The sequence below is a fragment of the Streptomyces canus 299MFChir4.1 genome (assembly GCF_000383615.1).
In the GTDB taxonomy this organism is placed as follows: Bacteria; Actinomycetota; Actinomycetes; order Streptomycetales; family Streptomycetaceae; genus Streptomyces; species Streptomyces canus_C.
Window position 1 is genome coordinate 577,912 of sequence record NZ_KB911585.1, and the last position, 16,153, is coordinate 594,064.

At 73.2% G+C, this 16,153-nt stretch carries 13 protein-coding genes and 1 pseudogene; 6 read left to right on the forward strand and 8 right to left on the reverse strand.

Features of this window, described 5'->3' with window-relative positions; all coding sequences use genetic code 11:
* Positions 1-3: 3 nt before the first annotated feature.
* The 3 genes from H293_RS0113495 to H293_RS0113505 all read right to left on the reverse strand — a co-directional run bounded on the left by H293_RS0113495 (position 4) and on the right by H293_RS0113505 (position 3,860).
* Positions 4-477 (reverse strand): roadblock/LC7 domain-containing protein, encoded by a 474-nt coding sequence (locus tag H293_RS0113495; protein ID WP_020118420.1) that lies wholly within the window; start codon positions 475-477, stop codon positions 4-6.
* Positions 474-3,023 carry a sensor histidine kinase gene (locus H293_RS0113500; RefSeq protein WP_028807822.1) on the reverse strand — a complete coding sequence of 850 codons (2,550 nt, stop codon included), beginning with the start codon at positions 3,021-3,023 and terminating at the stop codon, positions 474-476. Before H293_RS0113500 ends, H293_RS0113495 begins: the two co-directional genes overlap by 4 nt.
* Before the next feature lie 63 nt (positions 3,024-3,086).
* Positions 3,087-3,860 (reverse strand): MHYT domain-containing protein, encoded by a 774-nt coding sequence (locus H293_RS0113505; protein WP_020118422.1) that lies wholly within the window; start codon positions 3,858-3,860, stop codon positions 3,087-3,089.
* A 152-nt stretch (positions 3,861-4,012) separates the two neighbouring features.
* Between H293_RS0113505 and H293_RS0113510 the strand changes: the two genes are divergently transcribed.
* Positions 4,013-4,612, forward strand: a complete 600-nt coding sequence (locus tag H293_RS0113510; protein ID WP_028807823.1) for a class I SAM-dependent methyltransferase — start codon at positions 4,013-4,015, stop codon at positions 4,610-4,612.
* Positions 4,613-4,618: 6 nt separating this feature from the next.
* Here the strand turns inward: H293_RS0113510 and H293_RS0113515 are convergent, their stop codons facing one another.
* Positions 4,619-5,374 (reverse strand): alpha/beta fold hydrolase, encoded by a 756-nt coding sequence (locus tag H293_RS0113515; RefSeq protein WP_020118424.1) that lies wholly within the window; start codon positions 5,372-5,374, stop codon positions 4,619-4,621.
* 106 nt (positions 5,375-5,480) lie between these two features.
* Here H293_RS0113515 and H293_RS0113520 point away from each other — a divergent pair, with 106 nt between their 5' ends.
* A complete protein-coding gene (locus tag H293_RS0113520; protein ID WP_020118425.1) occupies positions 5,481-6,014 on the forward strand; it encodes a PadR family transcriptional regulator in 534 nt (177 codons plus the stop codon).
* A 54-nt stretch (positions 6,015-6,068) separates the two neighbouring features.
* Here H293_RS0113520 and H293_RS0113525 read toward each other — a convergent pair whose 3' ends face one another.
* Positions 6,069-7,430 carry an FAD-dependent oxidoreductase gene (locus tag H293_RS0113525; protein WP_020118426.1) on the reverse strand — a complete coding sequence of 454 codons (1,362 nt, stop codon included), beginning with the start codon at positions 7,428-7,430 and terminating at the stop codon, positions 6,069-6,071.
* Between the two features lie 330 nt (positions 7,431-7,760).
* Between H293_RS0113525 and H293_RS0113530 the strand changes: the two genes are divergently transcribed.
* Together H293_RS0113530 and H293_RS0113535 are read left to right on the forward strand one after the other, a co-directional pair.
* Complete coding sequence (locus H293_RS0113530; protein ID WP_020118427.1) at positions 7,761-8,057, forward strand: hypothetical protein; 297 nt, start codon at positions 7,761-7,763, stop codon at positions 8,055-8,057.
* Positions 8,058-8,192: 135 nt separating this feature from the next.
* Positions 8,193-9,221, forward strand: a complete 1,029-nt coding sequence (locus tag H293_RS0113535) for a hypothetical protein (protein WP_020118428.1) — start codon at positions 8,193-8,195, stop codon at positions 9,219-9,221.
* Positions 9,222-9,275: 54 nt separating this feature from the next.
* On the opposite strand, the gene H293_RS0113540 is transcribed toward H293_RS0113535, so the two are convergent.
* Positions 9,276-9,458 (reverse strand): hypothetical protein, encoded by a 183-nt coding sequence (locus tag H293_RS0113540; RefSeq protein WP_020118429.1) that lies wholly within the window; start codon positions 9,456-9,458, stop codon positions 9,276-9,278.
* 129 nt (positions 9,459-9,587) lie between these two features.
* Positions 9,588-10,646, reverse strand: a complete 1,059-nt coding sequence (locus H293_RS0113545) for an acyl-CoA desaturase (protein ID WP_020118430.1) — start codon at positions 10,644-10,646, stop codon at positions 9,588-9,590.
* 240 nt (positions 10,647-10,886) lie between these two features.
* Between H293_RS0113545 and H293_RS0113550 the strand changes: the two genes are divergently transcribed.
* Positions 10,887-13,718, forward strand: a complete 2,832-nt coding sequence (locus H293_RS0113550) for a DEAD/DEAH box helicase (protein ID WP_020118431.1) — start codon at positions 10,887-10,889, stop codon at positions 13,716-13,718.
* On the forward strand, positions 13,715-15,028 hold the full coding sequence (locus tag H293_RS0113555; protein ID WP_020118432.1) for an SWF or SNF family helicase: 1,314 nt from the start codon (positions 13,715-13,717) through the stop codon (positions 15,026-15,028). Before H293_RS0113550 ends, H293_RS0113555 begins: the two co-directional genes overlap by 4 nt.
* On the opposite strand, the pseudogene H293_RS61640 reads toward H293_RS0113555, so the two are convergent.
* A pseudogene (locus tag H293_RS61640) lies at positions 15,008-16,141 on the reverse strand (cytochrome P450 family protein). The gene H293_RS0113555 and the pseudogene H293_RS61640 overlap by 21 nt on opposite strands.
* Positions 16,142-16,153 lie beyond the last annotated feature (12 nt).

Below are 16,153 nucleotides of genomic sequence, written 5' to 3' on the forward strand. Positions count from 1 at the left end.
CTCTCATCCGCCGGCAGGCGGCCGCGCGCCCACGCGCGGCGGCGTGTAGAGGTGCTCCCCGACCCGCTTGACCAGCCGTGCCATCTCGTAGGCGACCAGACCTATGTCCGCGGTCACCGCGGTGAGGACGGCGAGACAGGAGCCGTCCCCCGCGGCGGCCACGAACAGGAAGCCGTCGTCCATCTCGACCATGGTCTGGCGCACTCCCCCGGCGCCGAAGTGCCGACCTGTGCCCTTGGCCAGACTGTGGAATCCGGAGGAGACCGCGGCGAGATGCTCCGCGTCCTCGCGGCGCAGGTCCGTGGAGGCGCCCACGGCGAGGCCGTCGTTGGAGAGCACCACGGCGTGCCGTACCTCGCTCACGCGCAGCACCAGGTCGTCCAGCAGCCAGTCGAGTTCGCCGGACCTCCCCCACTCGCGGTTCCGTTCGAGCGGGGGGACCCCCATGTCGGCCCTCGTACTCGGGTCCTGGATCATCCTCGGTCTCCTTCGCTGCTGTCTCTGCCCGCTGGGGCATCTGGGGTGGCACCGCGGCCGGGCTGCCTGCCGCCGCCGCGGGCCCAGCCCTCGCGGTACGCCGCCATCCGGTCCCGCACGACCTCGGGTGTACGGTCGTCGTCGTCCCGGCGGGCGGCTGCCGGGGCCGCTTCCGCGGAGCGCTGCTCGCGCAGCTGGGGAGCGAGGCTCGCCTGCCGGACCCGGCGGGGAAGGTCCTCGGACTCCGCCGGCTCGTCCGGCGGCCGGTGCAGACGCAGGGCGGTGACCCCGGAGGGCGGAGTGTCGGCCGCTCCCCGGTCGGGCGCTGCCGTGGCCGTTCCCCGGTCCGCCGCGGCCGTCAGCGGAGCCACCAGGGCGGGCCGCTCTGCCGGGGCGGGGACGGACTCCTGGTCCCGTTCGGTGGCCGCCACGCGCGCGTACTCGCGTTCTGTGCGCCGTTCCCGGTCCGCGGCCTGGGCGGGGGAACGTTCCGCCGCCTTGATGTGCAGCAGTGCCGTGGGCAGCAGGACGACGGCGGTGGTGCCGCCGTAGGGGGAGGTGCGCAGGTGCACCTTGATGCCGTGCCGGGCCGCGAGCCTGCTGACCACGAACAGGCCCAGCCGGTCGCTGTCGAACAGGTCGAGCGTCTCGGACTGCTCGATGCGGCGGTTGGCCTCCGCGAGGGTCTCCTTGCCCATGCCAAGACCGCGGTCCTCGACCTCGACGGCGTACCCGTTGCCGACGGGCTCCCCGGTGACACGCACGCGCGTGTGGGGTGGTGAGAACTGGGCGGCGTTCTCGATGATCTCGGCCAGCAGGTGGGTGAGGTCGGCGACCGCCGCGCCGACGACGGAGGCGTCGGGCAGCTGACGCACCTCCACGCGCGCGTAGTCCTCGACCTCGGAGACGGCCGCGCGGACCACATTGGTCAGCGAGACCGGCATCCGCCAGGCGCGGCCGGGTGCCGCTCCGGAGAGGATGATCAGGCTCTCCGCGTGGCGGCGCATGCGAGTGGTGAGGTGGTCGAGCCGGAAGAGGTCGCTCAGTTCGTTCGGGTCGTCGGAGCGGCGTTCCATGCTGTCGAGCAGGCTCAGCTGGCGGTGCACGAGGACCTGGCTGCGGCGGGCGAGATTGACGAAGACCCCGGAGATGCCGCTGGCGAGTTCGGCGCGCTCCACGGCGGCCCGCAGCGCGGCGCGGTGGACCGTGGTCAGGGCCTCGGCGACCTGACCGGCCTCGTCCTCCGCGGCCGGTCCCGGCGGGGCCTCGGACCGGATGTCGATCTCGTCGCCGGCGCGCAGCCGCTCCATGGCCTCGGGGAGTTTGCGGCGGGCGATCTCCAGGGCGCTGTTGCGCAGGCTCACGAGCTCGATGACGAGCCCGCGTCCGATGCGCACGGAGATGACGAGCGAGGCGGCGACGGCGATCAGGCCGAGCAGGACCGCGGCCCCGGCCGGGGTGAGCAGACCCCGGGTGAACGGGTCGGCGCGGTAGGCGACGCCGCTGCCCGCCGCCTCTTCGACGGTGCGCATGCCCTCCTGCACGCGCGCGTGTGCCGACCGCCAGGTGGCCTCCGGCGTCGACTCGACCGCGCGGACACCGGGGGCGGCGGCGAGGGTCCGGTCCTCGGCGGCGGTCACGGTGGCGTAGGCGCCGCTGCCGGCGACCTTCCGCCAGGCGGCGCGGTCGGAGCCGCGCAGGTCGGCCGCGGCGCCCTCGACGAGGGCTCGGCGGGTGTCGACGGCCCCGGTGAACAGCCGCAGCCGCTCTCCGGCGAGGACGCCCGACAGCCGCGCGCTGGACAGCACGGCGTCCTCCTGGGCCAGCGACTCGCCCGCGCGGGAGAACTCCAGCAGCACGCGCGCGTCGGAGCCGAGGTCTGCGTCCTGGATGCCGGTGAGGGCGCCGCCCACCGCGAAGGCGCCGGCGATGGTCCGGGTGTAGCGGCCGTACGTCTCGTCCCATCCGGCGCTGCGGTCGAGCACGGCGGCGCGCACGGGGCGCAGTTGTTCGGCGCCGGTCACGAAGGCTTCGAGCCGCTGGGCGACACCGGGGGGCAGTTCCTCGCTGTCGGCGACGGTGTTGTCGTCGCCGAGCCGCAGTCGTGCCACGGCCCGGTCGGTGCGCACGGCGAGCTTGCGCAGGTCATCGCTCTGCGCGGCGGACGGGTCGGTGGCGTAACGGACGGCGGCGGCACGTTCCGCCTGGAGGGCGGTCACGGCGTCGGCGACGGGCGAGCGGACGGCGCCGTCCACGCGCTGCAACTGCCGCAGCCGGGACACGTCCTGGGCGGTGCTGACCGTGGCGTACGCCCACAGGGCGAGCAGCGAGACCACGGGCACCATGAGCAGGCAGACGATCTTGGCGCGGACCGTGCGGGGGCGTATCCGCCAGTGCCCCGCGCGCGCGGGTATGTCGTCCGGGAGACCCACGGGGTCGTCCGGGCTTTCGTCGGCCGGTGGTCCGGCATGTGCGCGGCGCCCGCGCGCGGGTGTCTGGTGCGGCGTCTCGGCGCCGGCTGTGGGGGTCCTACGCGGTGTACGCATGGCCTCCTCGCTCGGGAGTGGTCGGGGGCGTGTGGTCGGGCCGTCCGGGGCCCGGATCCGCCGCTAGGAGGCGACGTGCTCGACCGTGCGCTGGGCCGAAGCGGATGCCTCGCGCTCTCCTGTCGTGGGCGACAGCGCGACGAAGGCCGAGGTAAGGAACAGGTAGGAGCCGAGTCCGACGGCGAGCGGGAAGATGAACTGCATCGCCGTCGCCCCGGCCAGGACGTCGCCGGAGGGCGAGACCCGCACGCTCACCGCGAACATCCCGGTGTAGTGCATGCTGCTGACCGCGGCGCCCATGATGAGGGAGGCGAGGGTGACGGCGACGGGCGACTTGATGTTGAGCGCCGCCCACAGGGCCGCCGTCGCCGCGACGACCGCGATGAGGACGGAGAGTCCGACGAGCACCGGGTCGTAGTGGACGGCGCCGTGCAGCCGTACGGCTGCCATGCCCAGGTAGTGCATGCTCGCCACGCCCAGGCCGGTGGTGAGTCCGCCCAGGAAGAGCGCGCGGACCCGGTCACGGCTGTAGCCGACCGCGAAGACGCCGGCGGAGACGACGACCATCGCGACCAGGAGGCTGGCGATGGTCAGTGGTACGTCGTAGCGGATGTCGGTACCGCTGACGCTGAAGCCGAGCATGGCCACGAAGTGCATGGTCCAGATGCCGGTCCCGATGGCCGAGGCCGCGGTGATGAGCCAGTTGCGGCGCGAACGTCCGCCGGAGCCGAGCGCGCGCATGGTGCAGCGCAGGCCGAGCGCGGCGCCGATACAGGCCATGACGTAAGAGAGTGTGGGCGTCAGCCAGCCCAGGGCTGCGTGGTCCAGGTGTCCCATGGCCAAGGGACGCTAGTCGGGGCAGGGGCGCACAAAGAGGGCGCATTTCGAAAGGTGTTGCAATATGGCGCAAGGGTGCGCCTGAACGATCGCGGCACGCTCGAACATGCGCGCCGGGGCTTCATCCGTGTCGGTGAGGGATCATGCGGAACATGAGCGACGACCACACACACGTTCAGGAGTTCTTCTCGGCTCGCGCCGCCGGCTGGGACAGCCGGTTCCCTGACGACGGTCCGGCCTACGCCGCCGCGGTCGCGGAGCTCGGGCTGCGCGAGGGCGACCGCGTCCTCGACGCGGGCTGCGGCACCGGACGGGCCCTGCCGCCCCTGCGGGCGGCCGTGGGGCCCTCGGGAGTGGTCCTCGGAGCCGATCTGACCCCGGCCATGGTGCACGAAGCCGTACGCGCCGGACGGGACCGGGACGGACGGCTGCTGCTCGCCGACGTGGCCGCGCTGCCGCTGCGCTCCCGGTCGCTCGACGCCGTCTTCGGAGCGGGCCTGATCTCCCATCTGCCCAGACCGGCCGAGAATCTGCGCGAGTTGGCCCGAGTGGTGCGGCCCGGCGGTGTCCTGGCCCTGTTCCATCCGATCGGCAGGGCGGCGCTCGCGGCGCGCCAGGGACGGCAGATCACCCCCGAGGACCTGCGCGCCGAGCCCAACCTCCGTCCTCTGCTGGCCGGTTCGGGATGGCGCATGACGACCTACGTCGACGAGGACGCGCGCTTCCTGGCCCTGGCCGTCCGCGAGGACTGAACGCGCTCACAGCCTGCCGGCGACCACCGCGGCGAAGGCGTCGGGTTGGTCGAACATGACGTTGTGCCCGGCGCCGGGGACGGTCACCACGTGCACGCCTGCCGCCTCCAGCGTCTCGCGCCCCTCCAGTGCGCCGCTGAGCTCCCCCTGGAGGTACACGCGGTCGATCGGCAGGCCTTCGAGAACGGCGCGCATCATGGGCGTCGATCCGCGCCTGAGCCCGGCCGCGCTGCGGTGCAGGGCGCGCGGGTCGGCCAGCCGCATGGTCGCTGCCCACAGCGGGCCGACCTTCTCGAGCACGCGCGCGTGGCCGCCCGCGACGAAGTCGTCCTCGTCGTAGGCGCCGATCCGGGTGCTGCCCGCGGTGGCCGGGGGCGCCGCGTCGAGGTTGGCCTCGGTGAGGACCAGCCGGGACACGAGCTCCGGCCTGCGGTGCGCGAGCACGAGCGCGACCGACCCGCCCATGCTGTGCGCGATCAGCTCGACGCAGGTCAGCCGCGCGGCGTCCAACGCGGCGGCCAGGGCGTCCGCGTGGTCCTCCAGCGTGTATCCGAAGTCCTCGGGACGGTCGCTGACGCCGTGTCCGGGCAGATCGACGAACAGGCTGCGCCGGCCCGCGAGTTCCGGCCGGGCCGCGATGTGTGCGTGATAGACGGCCGAGACCGCTCCCAGGCCGTGCACGTGCACGCGTGCCGGTTCCTCGCCGGGGGTCTCGGTCCAGCGGATGCAGCTTCCCTTGCCGTCGAACTCGGCCTGCCTCATGCGCCCTCCCTCTGTGCGTCACTCAGACAATACATCGTCGGCGATGTATTACGAGATCGAGGTAAGGCGACAGGGATGTACAGCGTCGGTACGGCAGAATGCGTGCATGCTGGAGCTCGCCATCCTCGGATTCCTCTACGACACCCCGCTGCACGGCTACGAACTGCGCAAACGCCTCACGGCACTGGCGGGTCACGTACGCCCCGTGGCCGAGAGCACGCTGTACCCGGCCATCAAGCGGCTGGAGAAGGCGGGATTGCTGGCGCGTACGACGGAACCCGGCGCCGTGGCCGCGCCTCGCCATGTCCTGACACTCACGGACGAAGGCCGTCAGGAGTTGCGCGGCCGGCTCGCCGAACCGGCCGCGCGCGACGTCACCGACGAGAACCGGTGGTTCACGGTCCTCGCCTTCCTCCGGCACCTCGACGACGCCGGCGCTCAGGCGGCCGTACTGCGGCGCCGGCTCGCCTTCCTGGAGGAGCCCGCGAGCTTCTTCTACGAGGGTGACCGCCCGCTGAGCGCCGAGGAGGTGGACGATCCCTTCCGGCGCGGGGTGCTGACCATCGCCCGCGCCACGTCCCGGGCCGAACTCAGCTGGCTGCGGGAGACGATCGCGTCCCTCGACGGGGCTTCCAAGTAGAGCCCGGCCCAGCGTCGAGGAGCGCCGCGCGAGCGCACGGTCCGAGTGAGCCGATCACCGGGTCCGGGATCCGGGCTCCTCCGGTGCCGCGGGCGGCTCGGTCGGTGTCGGCGCGGGTGGGCCGAAGAGGACGGCCCTGGCCACGGTCGGGGCGAACAGGGCGGTGACGGGCTCGGAGAGGGTCAGGACCGCGCGGAAGGCCCGCCCCACCACGGGGTCGCCGGGGGCGCGCTCCTGGACGCGGCTCAGGTACCACCCCGCGACCTGGTCCGCGAGCCCACCGTCGACCGCGGTGCCGACGGCGCCCGGCATCTTGCGGTCCGCTCCGGCGGAGATGTCCCACGCGAGCCGGGACGCCGCGAGGAGCGCCTGCTGCACGCGCCGTGTCGTCGGCGTCCGGCGCCGGTCGGCCAGCGTGTCCCGCAGGGCGACCGCGCTCATCGCGGCAACGGCCATGCCCTGCCCGTAGATCGGGTTGAAGGTGCACAGCGCGTCGCCGGTGGCGAGGAATCCTGCCGGGCGGCCGGGGAGGTCATAGCGTCGGCGGATGTTCGCGGTCCTTCGGTGGCCGAACGCCGGGGAGAGCGGTTCGGCCTCGGCCAGCCACCGATGCAGGAGCGGGTGCGGCAGCCTCTTGGCGTACGTCACGAACTCGTCGTCGCCCGTGGGCGGTTCGTCGCCGCGCAGGCCCGAGACGATCACCAGATGGCTGCCGTCCTCCAGGGGCAGCGCGCCTCCGGCGTGCACCTGTTCGGGGTCGGGATAGGCGTAGTAGCCGCGGGTCTGGCCGTCGAGGGCGCCGTTCCTGCCGCGGTAGACGCGGGAGGCGTAGGCGAGTCCGGTGTCGATGGTCTCCTCGTCCGGGCGCTCGGCGCCGATCGCCGTGAGCCACTGCGGGGCCTTCGTGCCGCTGCCGGAGGCGTCGACGACCAGATCGGCCTCCAGGGGGCGGGACTCCGCGCGGGCGTCGCCGGAGCGGTCGCGCACCAGCACTCCCCGCACGCGCGTGGCGTCACCGAGGAACCCGATGACGTCGGTCCCCTCCAGCACGCTGATCACCGGGTTGGCGAGGACCCGCCGGCGCACCAGCTCCTCGAGCTGCGCGCGGGAGCCGGTGTAGATGTGCGTCGACGCCGGCACCCGCCGGAACCAGCGGCCGCTCTGCCACAGCACCATGTCGGCAGGCATGCCCACGCGAGGCGCACCCGCCGCCTGCAGCTCCGCCAGGAATCCCGGCAGCAGTGACTCCAGGGCCGTCTGGCCGCCTTGGAGCAGGACGTGCGGGTGGCGGCCCTGCGGCACCCCCGGCCGTGGCTTCGCGCCCTCGGGGAACCGGTCGCGCTCGACGACGGTCACCCGGTCGGCGTGCCCGGCCAGGACGTGCGCCGCGAGCAGCCCCGCGAGGCTCCCGCCCACGACGACGGCATGCCGTTCGTCCCCGCCGCCTTCTCCCCGATGGCCTGTCCCTCCGGCAGAGTTCACCGAATCCCTCCCCCTGGTCGTCACGTCGAGAGACGGCACAAGTATCCCGTCCCGCACAGGAGGTTGACCGTTTTCCGGCCCATCTGAGCGACACTGGACGCCCGCCCCAGGCCCGGCGCGGGGAGTGGACCGCGGTCCGCGCACCGGCGATGACGGCACCGCCCCACTCCGGCCCTCTTCTGCCGCCGGGGCTCCGACTTTAGGTTGAGAAGCAGAAGACGAACGTTCGCCAGGATCACGTCATGCAGGGGGAAGGTGATCGGCATGTGGGCCAGGTTCCGAAGGTCCAGCGCCAGAGTCGTCGATGCGCTGCGCACCGAGACACCCACCGGCCGGGAAGGCCGCGCGCACAATCTTTTCGAGGCCGCGGCCGCGTACGTCTCGGCCTGCGCGGAGGACGACCAGGACCGGATCGACGAGGCGTCGGGCTGGGTGTCGCCGGAGGCATTGTCGTTCGGGGTCAACGAGCTGGCGTGCCGGGCCGTCATCGCCCTCGCGCGGGAGCGCGACGAGTCCCCGCGTACGGTGGCACGTGCACTCCTCGGACTGCCGGCGGCCTGAACGGCCGGCAATGGTGGTCGATTCGCCCCCGTCCAGCCGGAAAACTGCAGCTCCGGGTGTTCTTGGGAGTCGTGACAAGCGCCTTCCGCGCACACTAAGGTGCGCGCCGTTGGACCAACCGATGGGGAGGCTGTGATGGCCGGGACGGACGAGGACACCGTCGCCGCCGCGGACGACGCGCTCTATGTGCTGACGGCGGTGCTGCTGACGCCGGCGAAGTTCCCGAGCGTGCTGGGCGACGACTATCCGGAGGCCTGCGCAGCGCTCGGTCTGGCACCGCTGGCGGACGGCTACGGCCTGGTGATCGGCCAGGACGGCAGCGGCGCCCGGTGGACGGTCGTCATCGACGACGTCTCGCTGGTCGCCGTCGCCATCGCGTCCTGGGACTGCGGCATGGAGTACGACCTGTCGCCCGACGAGCGCACGGTCGTGGCCGCCCTGCCGGGCTGGCCGCTCGCGGTCGCCGTCGCCGCGCCCGGGGTGCCGGCGCCGCACGATCCCGATCCGGACGCCGCCGACGGCCCGCCGCTGACGCCGCCGGACACGTCCACGTGGGGTTCCGCCCAGCGGCGTCTGGGCGCCGACGAGATCGCGCTCCGGTGGGCGATGTGGCGGGAACAGATCAATGACACGGACTTCCTGAGACCGAACGGCGGGGCTGCGGGGGGCGACAGGGGTGACAAGGCCGTGGACGGCAGGACCGCGGACGGCGTGACCACCGACGGCCTGACCACGGACGGCGCGCCCAGGGACGCGGACGCCTCCGCCCGCGATGCTTCGCCGGACAAGGCTCTGGACAAGGCCCCGGGCGGTGGGGAGGCGGCAGACAGCTCAGCCGGCGACACGGCTGCGGGACCCACCGCCTCAGGTGGGCCGGGGAAGGGAGGCCCCAAGGGCCACAGCGGCGTCCGGCGTGTCCTCGCGGAGGCCCGCGCCTACGTGGATTCGCCGCCGCCCCTGGGGCGCGTCCGGTCGTCCTTCGCGTCGGGCGACGCACGGACGCTGCGCGCCGACGGTCCCGGCTGGTCACTGGTCGCCAGGACCGACGACATCGCGTTCGTGCTGCTCGACGACGAGCCCGGGGAGGTCCTGCCGGTGGGCCGGGGCCCCGAGCTGCCAGGACTGCTGGAAGCGCTCGACAAGCTGGCCGTACGTCCCAGCTGAGCCGCCGCGCCGCACCGTCCGGGTCTTGTCGTGCTCCCGGCCGGTGCGGGTGTGTCAGCGGCCGATCTCCTTGCGGGTGACGCGGCGCAGCCGACGCCGCTGTGCGGGGTCCAGGGTGAGGTACGCGGCGGCCGGGACTCCCACGATGATCAGGAACGAGGCCCACCACGGCAGCCAGAACAGCAGGAGCAGCCCGACCGCCACTCCCCCTGCGGCGATCTTCGCGTTCTTCGACATGTACGTCGCCTCCTTCGCGGCGGTTGCCGCTCTCTGTCCAGGAAACGGGTCCGCGCTTCCCGCAGTTCCGCACCGCGCCCCTGAGACATCCCTGAGACCTTGCCCTGAGACGCCCCGGATGCGCGTCGCCTAGCGGTCCGCCCGCAGCGGCTCGCCCACCTCGTGCATGTGACTCAGGGCCTGTCGGTAGGAGTCGACGAGTCCTGTCTCCGTGTAGGGGATACCCAGATCCCGGCAGTGCGCGCGCACCAGGGGCTGCGCGAGGCGCAGATGGGGCCGGGGCATGCTGGGGAAGAGGTGGTGCTCGATCTGGTAGTTGAGCCCGCCGAGGAACCAGTCGGTGAGGGTGCCGCCGCGGATGTTGCGGGAGGTGAGCACCTGCCGACGCAGGTGGCCCCAGGACTCGCCGTCCGGGTCCGGCATCTCCATGCCCTTGTGGTTGGGGGCGAAGGCCATCCCGAGGTGCAGGCCGAACAGCGCCTGGTGGACGGCCGCGAAGGCGAGTGCCTTACCGGGGGACATGGTGGTCAGCAGCAGCGTGGCGTAGGCGGCGACGTGGCTCACCAGGAGGGCGCCCTCGACGGCACGCTCCCCGGGTGTCTGTCGGCGCAGGTCCCGGAAGCCCTGGATCTTCAGGGCGATGCCTTCGAGGAGGGTGAGCGGGAAGAACAGCCAGGCCTGGTGGCGGGTGAGCCAGCGCCTGAAGCCGGTGCGTCCGGCCGCCTGCTCGCCGGTGAAGACGAGGACGTCGGCGGCGACGTCGGGGTCCTTGTCGATGTGGTTGGGGTTGGCGTGGTGACGGTTGTGCTTCTGGTTCCACCAGGAGTAGCTCATCCCGAGCAGCAGGTTGCCGTGGACGAGGCCTACGACGCGGCCGGTCGCTTTGTCGCCGGTGATCTGCGCATGGCCCGCGTCGTGCCCTATGAAGGCGCTGCGGGCGCAGAACACGGCCAGGAGCGGGGCCAGCAGCAGGGTGCGCCAGGAGTCGCCGGACAGGGCGACGGCCGTGACGATCCCGGCGAGGGCGAGCGCGTTGACGGCGACGGTGCGGGCGTACCAGCTGTGACGGCGGTCCAGGAGGCCCCGGGCCTTCACCGCGCGCAGTAGGGGGGCGAACTCGCTGCCACCGGGCGAGGGACCGGACGTACCGCGCGGGCGGGGTGCGACGGTGACGGTGCTCTGGGACATGTCCGGGCTCCGGCTCTCTCAGGAAACGTGCTGACCTGAGGAAACGTACGGAGCGACGACCTGTCGCGACCATGTGGCGGCCCCCCGTGTGCGTGCGGGGGTCAGCACCGGGCGGACAGGGGGGTTGCCAACACCCCCCGCGCGACATGCGTTTCGGGCCACTGCCACGAAGGCCCGAGTGGTGATGTACCCTCGACCACCCCGACGACGTAGTCAAGTTTGAGGAGTCCCGCGATCTCTGTGCAGAGGGTACCCGCGGCATCACCGTCCGAGATCTCCGAACTGGCCTCGTGCCGCGCCGTGTTCGTGCCCGGCGACCCCGCCCGCACCGGCCGTGTCGCCTTCTGGCAGCCCGACGGCGCTCCTCCTCCCGCCGTCGCGGCGGGAACGGTCGAGGACCTCGCGCTCGTGACGCCCGGCGACGACGCTGTGGAACTGGTCAGGCTGCCTGTGGTGTTGCTCCCGGTCCGCGTCGCCCTGCCGGTCCTCACGCGTGCGCGTACCTCCACGCACGGGCACCGGGCCACCGTCTTCTGGGGCGCCGCGGCCGTGCTGGCACTGCAGTGCGTGGCGCGCGGGCTGCTGCTGCCCGGTCTGTCCGCCACCGACCAGGACGCCTGGCGGGTGGGACCCCTGGGCCCCGCGGACGTCGAGCGGGTCCGCAGGCTGGCCGCCGCCATGCCGCCCGAGGCGCACGCCGTACCGCTGAGTACCGCCGAGCCGCTGCGGCTGCCCGAGCCCGAACAGCTGCTGCGCGCCTTCCTGGACGCGGTCGCCGACGCCCTGCCCCGTTCTCCCGCGGCGCCCCTCGTGACGGGCGGACCCGTCTACGCCGCCCAGGAACCGCGGCACGTGCCCGAGCAGCGGGCGTGGGCGGCGGATGTCGCCGCGGGCCACGACGCGGGCGTACGGATCTCGTTGCGGATCGAGGTGAGCGGCCTGACCGGTGGTGAGGCGCCCGCCTTCCGGGCCGTCCTCCAGGTGCACAGCGTGAGCGATCCGACGATCGTGGCGGACGCCGCCGACGTATGGGGCGGCGCCAGTGCCTTCGGCGCCCACGCGCGGATGGACTGCCTGCTCGCGCTCCGCAGGGCCGCGCGCGCGTGGCCCCCGCTCGCCCCGCTGCTCTCGGCGGCCGTCCCGGACGCGGTCGAACTCGCCGACGAGGAGATCACCGATCTGCTCGGCACGGGCGCACACGCCCTGTCGGACGTGGGCGTCGAGGTGCACTGGCCGAAGGACATGGCCAGAAAGCTCACCACGCGCGCGACGGTCGGTCCGCCGGACGACCACGGCGGGGCGTCGGCGGACACTCCGTCGTTCCTGTCCGCCGACGCCCTGCTCGCGTTCGACTGGTGGTTCGCACTGGGCGACCAGCAGCTGACGCGCGAGGAGCTGGACCGGCTCGCCGAGGCCAACCGGCCTGTGGTGCGGCTGCGCGACCAGTGGGTGCTGGTCGACCCGCGCGAGGTGCGCCGGGCCCGCGCCCGGCAGGACCACAAGGTGACGCCCGTCGACGCCCTGAGGGCCGCTCTGACGGGCTCCGCCGAGGTCGAGGGGCATCCGGTCGATGTGCAGCCCACCGGGTGGCTGGCGGCCCTGCGGGACCGGCTGGCGGACCCGGAGGGCCAGGAGCCGGTCCCGCAGCCCGCCGCGCTCGCCGCGCCCCTGCGGGACTACCAGCGCCGGGGCCTGAACTGGCTGGCCCGCATGACGTCCTCGGGCCTCGGCTGCTGCCTGGCCGACGACATGGGACTCGGCAAGACGATCACGTTGATCGCGCTGCATCTGCACCGGCAGACCGACCCGGCGAGCGCCGGCCCCACCCTCGTGGTGTGCCCGACATCCCTGATGGGCAACTGGCAGCGCGAGATCGAGAAGTTCGCACCGGGTACGCCCGTGCGCCGCTTCCACGGTCCGCAACGCGAGCTCGACGGCCTGGCCGACGGGGAGTTCGTGCTCACCACCTACGGCACCATGCGCCTGGACGCGCCCCGGCTCGCCGAAGCCGGGTGGGGCATGGTCGTGGCCGACGAGGCGCAGCACGTGAAGAACCCGTACTCGGCGACCGCCCGGGAGCTGCGCTCCATCGGGGCACGCGCACGCGTGGCGCTCACCGGAACCCCGGTGGAGAACAACCTGTCGGAGCTGTGGGCGATCCTCGACTGGACGACTCCCGGGCTGCTGGGCCGGCTCGGCACCTTCCGGGCCCGTTACGCCCAGGCCGTCGAGAGCGGTCAGGACCCGGCCGCCGCGGAGCGTCTGGCCCGGCTGGTGCGCCCCTTCCTGCTGCGGCGCCGCAAGTCGGATCCCGGGATCGCCCCCGAGCTGCCACCGAAGACCGAGACCGACCGTGCCGTGTCGCTGACCCCGGAACAGACCGGCCTGTACGAGGCCGTGGTGCGCGAGACCCTGGCGGAGATCTCCGGCGCGGACAGCATGGCGCGGCGCGGGCTGATCGTGAAGCTGCTGACCGGGCTGAAGCAGATCTGCAACCACCCGGCGCAGTTCCTCAAGGAGGAGGAACCGGTCGTCGTCGGCCGTTCCGGCAAGCTGGAACTGCTGGACGAGCTCCTCGACACCATCGTCGCCGAAGGGGCGAGCGTCCTGGTGTTCACGCAGTACGTGCGCATGGCCCGTCTGCTCGAGCGGCATCTCGCGGCGCGCGGGCTGCCGTCGCAGTTCCTGCACGGCGGGACGCCGGTCGTCCGGCGTGAGGCGATGGTGCGCAGCTTCCAGGAGGGTGAGGTGCCCGTGTTCCTGCTGTCGTTGAAGGCGGCGGGCACCGGCCTGAACCTCACCCGGGCCGAGCACGTCGTGCACTACGACCGCTGGTGGAACCCGGCCGTGGAGGCGCAGGCCACCGACCGCGCGTACCGCATCGGACAGACGCGCCCCGTGCAGGTGCACCGGCTGATCGCCGAGGGGACGGTCGAGGACCGTATCGCCGACATGCTGCGCCGCAAGCGGGAGTTGGCCGACGCGGTGCTCGGTGCCGGCGAGGTGGCGCTGACGGAGCTGACGGACGCGGAGCTGGCCGATCTGGTGGAACTGCGAGGGGGCGCACGATGACCGGGCATGAGGATGACAGGGAGCGCACGTTCGCGGCGCTGCCTCCCGCGCAGGGGCGGGGTTTCGCGCAGACGTGGTGGGGCCGGGCCTGGTTGCGGGCGCTGGAGGACGCCGCGCTGGACACGGGGCAGGTGAAGACGGGCCGCGGACTCGCCCGCGCGGGTGCGGTGGGCGCGGTCTCGGTACGTCCCGGGCGCATCACGGCCGTCGTGCAGGACCGTGACCGCACCACGCACCGCGCCGACGTCCTGCTGGCCGAACTGCCGGCCGAGCAGTGGGACCGCCTTCTCGACATGGCCGTCGAACGCGCTGGGCATCTCGCGGCGCTGCTGGACCGCGAGATGCCACCGCATCTGGTGGAGGACGCGGCGTCCGCCGGGATCGAACTCCTGCCGGGGCTGGGCGACCTGGAACCGGAGTGCGACTGCGGCGCCTGGGACCACTGCGGGCACACGGCGGCCCTCTGCTATCAGGTGGCCCGCCTGCTGGACCAGGACCCCTTCGTGCTGCTGCTGATGCGCGGCCGGGGCGAACACGCCCTCCTGGAAGACATACAGGCGCGCGGTGCATCGCCCGCGGAGGAAGCTCCGGAACCGGAGGGTGTGGATGCCGGCGAGGCGTACGCGGCCGGCGACATCCTGCCGCCCCTGCCCGCGCCGCCGGAACTGCCCGAGGAGCCCGGCCTGCCGCCCTCGTTGGACACCGAGGCCCCGCCGGGTCCGGGAGTCGACCCGGTCGCCGTTCGTCATCTGGCCGCCCGGACCACTGTGGAGGCACATCGGCTGCTCGCGTCGGCACTGCGCGAACCGTTCTCCGAACCGCCTCCTCCCGTATCAGAATTGACGACCGCCCAGGACGCCGTACGACTCGCCGTCGCCGCGCCCGACCAGGCACTGACGGAACGGCTCGCCGACGGCTCGGGACGTGACCCGCGGTCGCTGGCGGACGCCACGCGCGCGTGGGAGCTCGGTGGCGCGGACGCGCTGTCCGTACTGGAGGAAAAATGGGAGCCTTCGGGCGGCGCACTCGCACGCGCGCGTGCCGCTCTGGACTCGGCCTGGGACGAGGACGAACGGCCGTCGCTCACGGCGGACGGCAACCGGTGGACGGTCGTCGGTGCGCCGACCCAGGTGCGCCTGGGCCGGGACGGGCGGTGGTGGCCGTACCGGGAGGAAGGGGGGCGCTGGACGCTTGCGGGCCCCGCGGCCCTGGATCCGGCGACGGCTCTGGCTCCGGCTCCGGCTCCGGCTCCGGCTCCGGCTCCGGCTCCGGCTCCGGCGGAGTTCGTCTCAGCCGAACCGCAGCGGTAGTTCGGCCAGGCCCCTCAGGAGGGTGCTGCTGCGCCAGGCCAAGCTGCCCGGGTCGGACGCGAAGGCGAGCGCGGGCCGATGGCGCAGCAGCAGACTCACGGCGACGGTCGCCTCCGCACGGGCCAGCGGGGTGCCCAGGCAATGGTGCGGGCCGTGCCCGACGCCTCCCGCGATCCGCTGCCCGACCCCGACCGCTCCCACGGCGTTCCGCTTCGCGGCCGAGCCGCTCGACATCGACGGCACCCGGATCGAGGCGGGGGACTCCGTGCTGATCTCGCTCGCGGCGCGTGGACGGGTGAGTTGCAGCGCAGGGACTCCGACGGCCGGTCCGGTCAGACCCGGTTCGGCGCGGAGCAGGGCGAGTTGGTCCGGGTAGGTCAACAGCGCGTGGACGGTTCCGGAGATCAGGTCGACGGTCGTCTCGTGACCCGCGACAAGGATCAGGAAGGCCATGCCGAGGATCTCCTCGGAGTGAGGTCGGAGGCTGCCGCGAAGTCACCGAGCAGACCTGACGCCCGCCCTTCGCGTCCCCGGGCGATCAGATCGGTGAGGTACACGGTCAGTGCGGCTCCGGCGGTGGTTGCCGCATCGGGCGATGTCGACCTGACCAGTTCGTCGGACCAGGCGTGGAACACCGCGTGGTCGGCCGCGGGCACGCCCAGCAGGCCGCAGATCACCGCGACGGGCCGACCGATCCTCCGCAGCACACCCGGCTGCGCCGCTTGGTGGCGGCCCACTTCACGGCCGGGAGCGTCGCCGCGCTGCGCCCGAGGATCGAAGCCATCGCGCTCGAACTCCTCGCCGCGCTGCCGGAGCGGGGAACGGCCGATCTGGTCGCCCGGTACGCGCTGCCGCTGGAGCATGTTGCGGCCGACCGCGTGTCCGCCGTCGCTCCGCCAGGACGAGGAATGCCGGATGTCGTTGCGCAGACGGGGATCGGTCAGCGCCGCTCGCGCCGCGTCATGGGCGACGACGAGCCAGCTCTCACCGCTTCCGGGGACGAGGACGCGGTGCACGGGGTCCCTTGGCCCGCGGCGCGGCGTAGAGCGGGTACGGGTCCGAGGCCGGTGCATGGCCGTCCGGGGCCGGCTCCTCAGGCGTGGGCGCGGGCATGGTGCTCCCTTG

What these genes read in the sequence shown, in the direction of transcription:
- H293_RS0113545 (WP_020118430.1), bottom strand. Translation starts at nt 10,646, where the DNA reads ATGTCCCAGAGCACCGTCACCGTCGCACCCCGCCCGCGCGGTACGTCC.
- H293_RS0113495 (WP_020118420.1), bottom strand. Translation starts at nt 477, where the DNA reads ATGATCCAGGACCCGAGTACGAGGGCCGACATGGGGGTCCCCCCGCTC.
- H293_RS0113500 (WP_028807822.1), bottom strand. Translation starts at nt 3,023, where the DNA reads ATGCGTACACCGCGTAGGACCCCCACAGCCGGCGCCGAGACGCCGCAC.
- H293_RS0113530 (WP_020118427.1), top strand. Translation starts at nt 7,761, where the DNA reads ATGTGGGCCAGGTTCCGAAGGTCCAGCGCCAGAGTCGTCGATGCGCTG.
- H293_RS0113535 (WP_020118428.1), top strand. Translation starts at nt 8,193, where the DNA reads ATGGCCGGGACGGACGAGGACACCGTCGCCGCCGCGGACGACGCGCTC.
- H293_RS0113555 (WP_020118432.1), top strand. Translation starts at nt 13,715, where the DNA reads ATGACCGGGCATGAGGATGACAGGGAGCGCACGTTCGCGGCGCTGCCT.
- H293_RS0113520 (WP_020118425.1), top strand. Translation starts at nt 5,481, where the DNA reads ATGCTGGAGCTCGCCATCCTCGGATTCCTCTACGACACCCCGCTGCAC.
- H293_RS0113510 (WP_028807823.1), top strand. Translation starts at nt 4,013, where the DNA reads ATGAGCGACGACCACACACACGTTCAGGAGTTCTTCTCGGCTCGCGCC.
- H293_RS0113515 (WP_020118424.1), bottom strand. Translation starts at nt 5,374, where the DNA reads ATGAGGCAGGCCGAGTTCGACGGCAAGGGAAGCTGCATCCGCTGGACC.
- H293_RS0113540 (WP_020118429.1), bottom strand. Translation starts at nt 9,458, where the DNA reads ATGTCGAAGAACGCGAAGATCGCCGCAGGGGGAGTGGCGGTCGGGCTG.
- H293_RS0113505 (WP_020118422.1), bottom strand. Translation starts at nt 3,860, where the DNA reads ATGGGACACCTGGACCACGCAGCCCTGGGCTGGCTGACGCCCACACTC.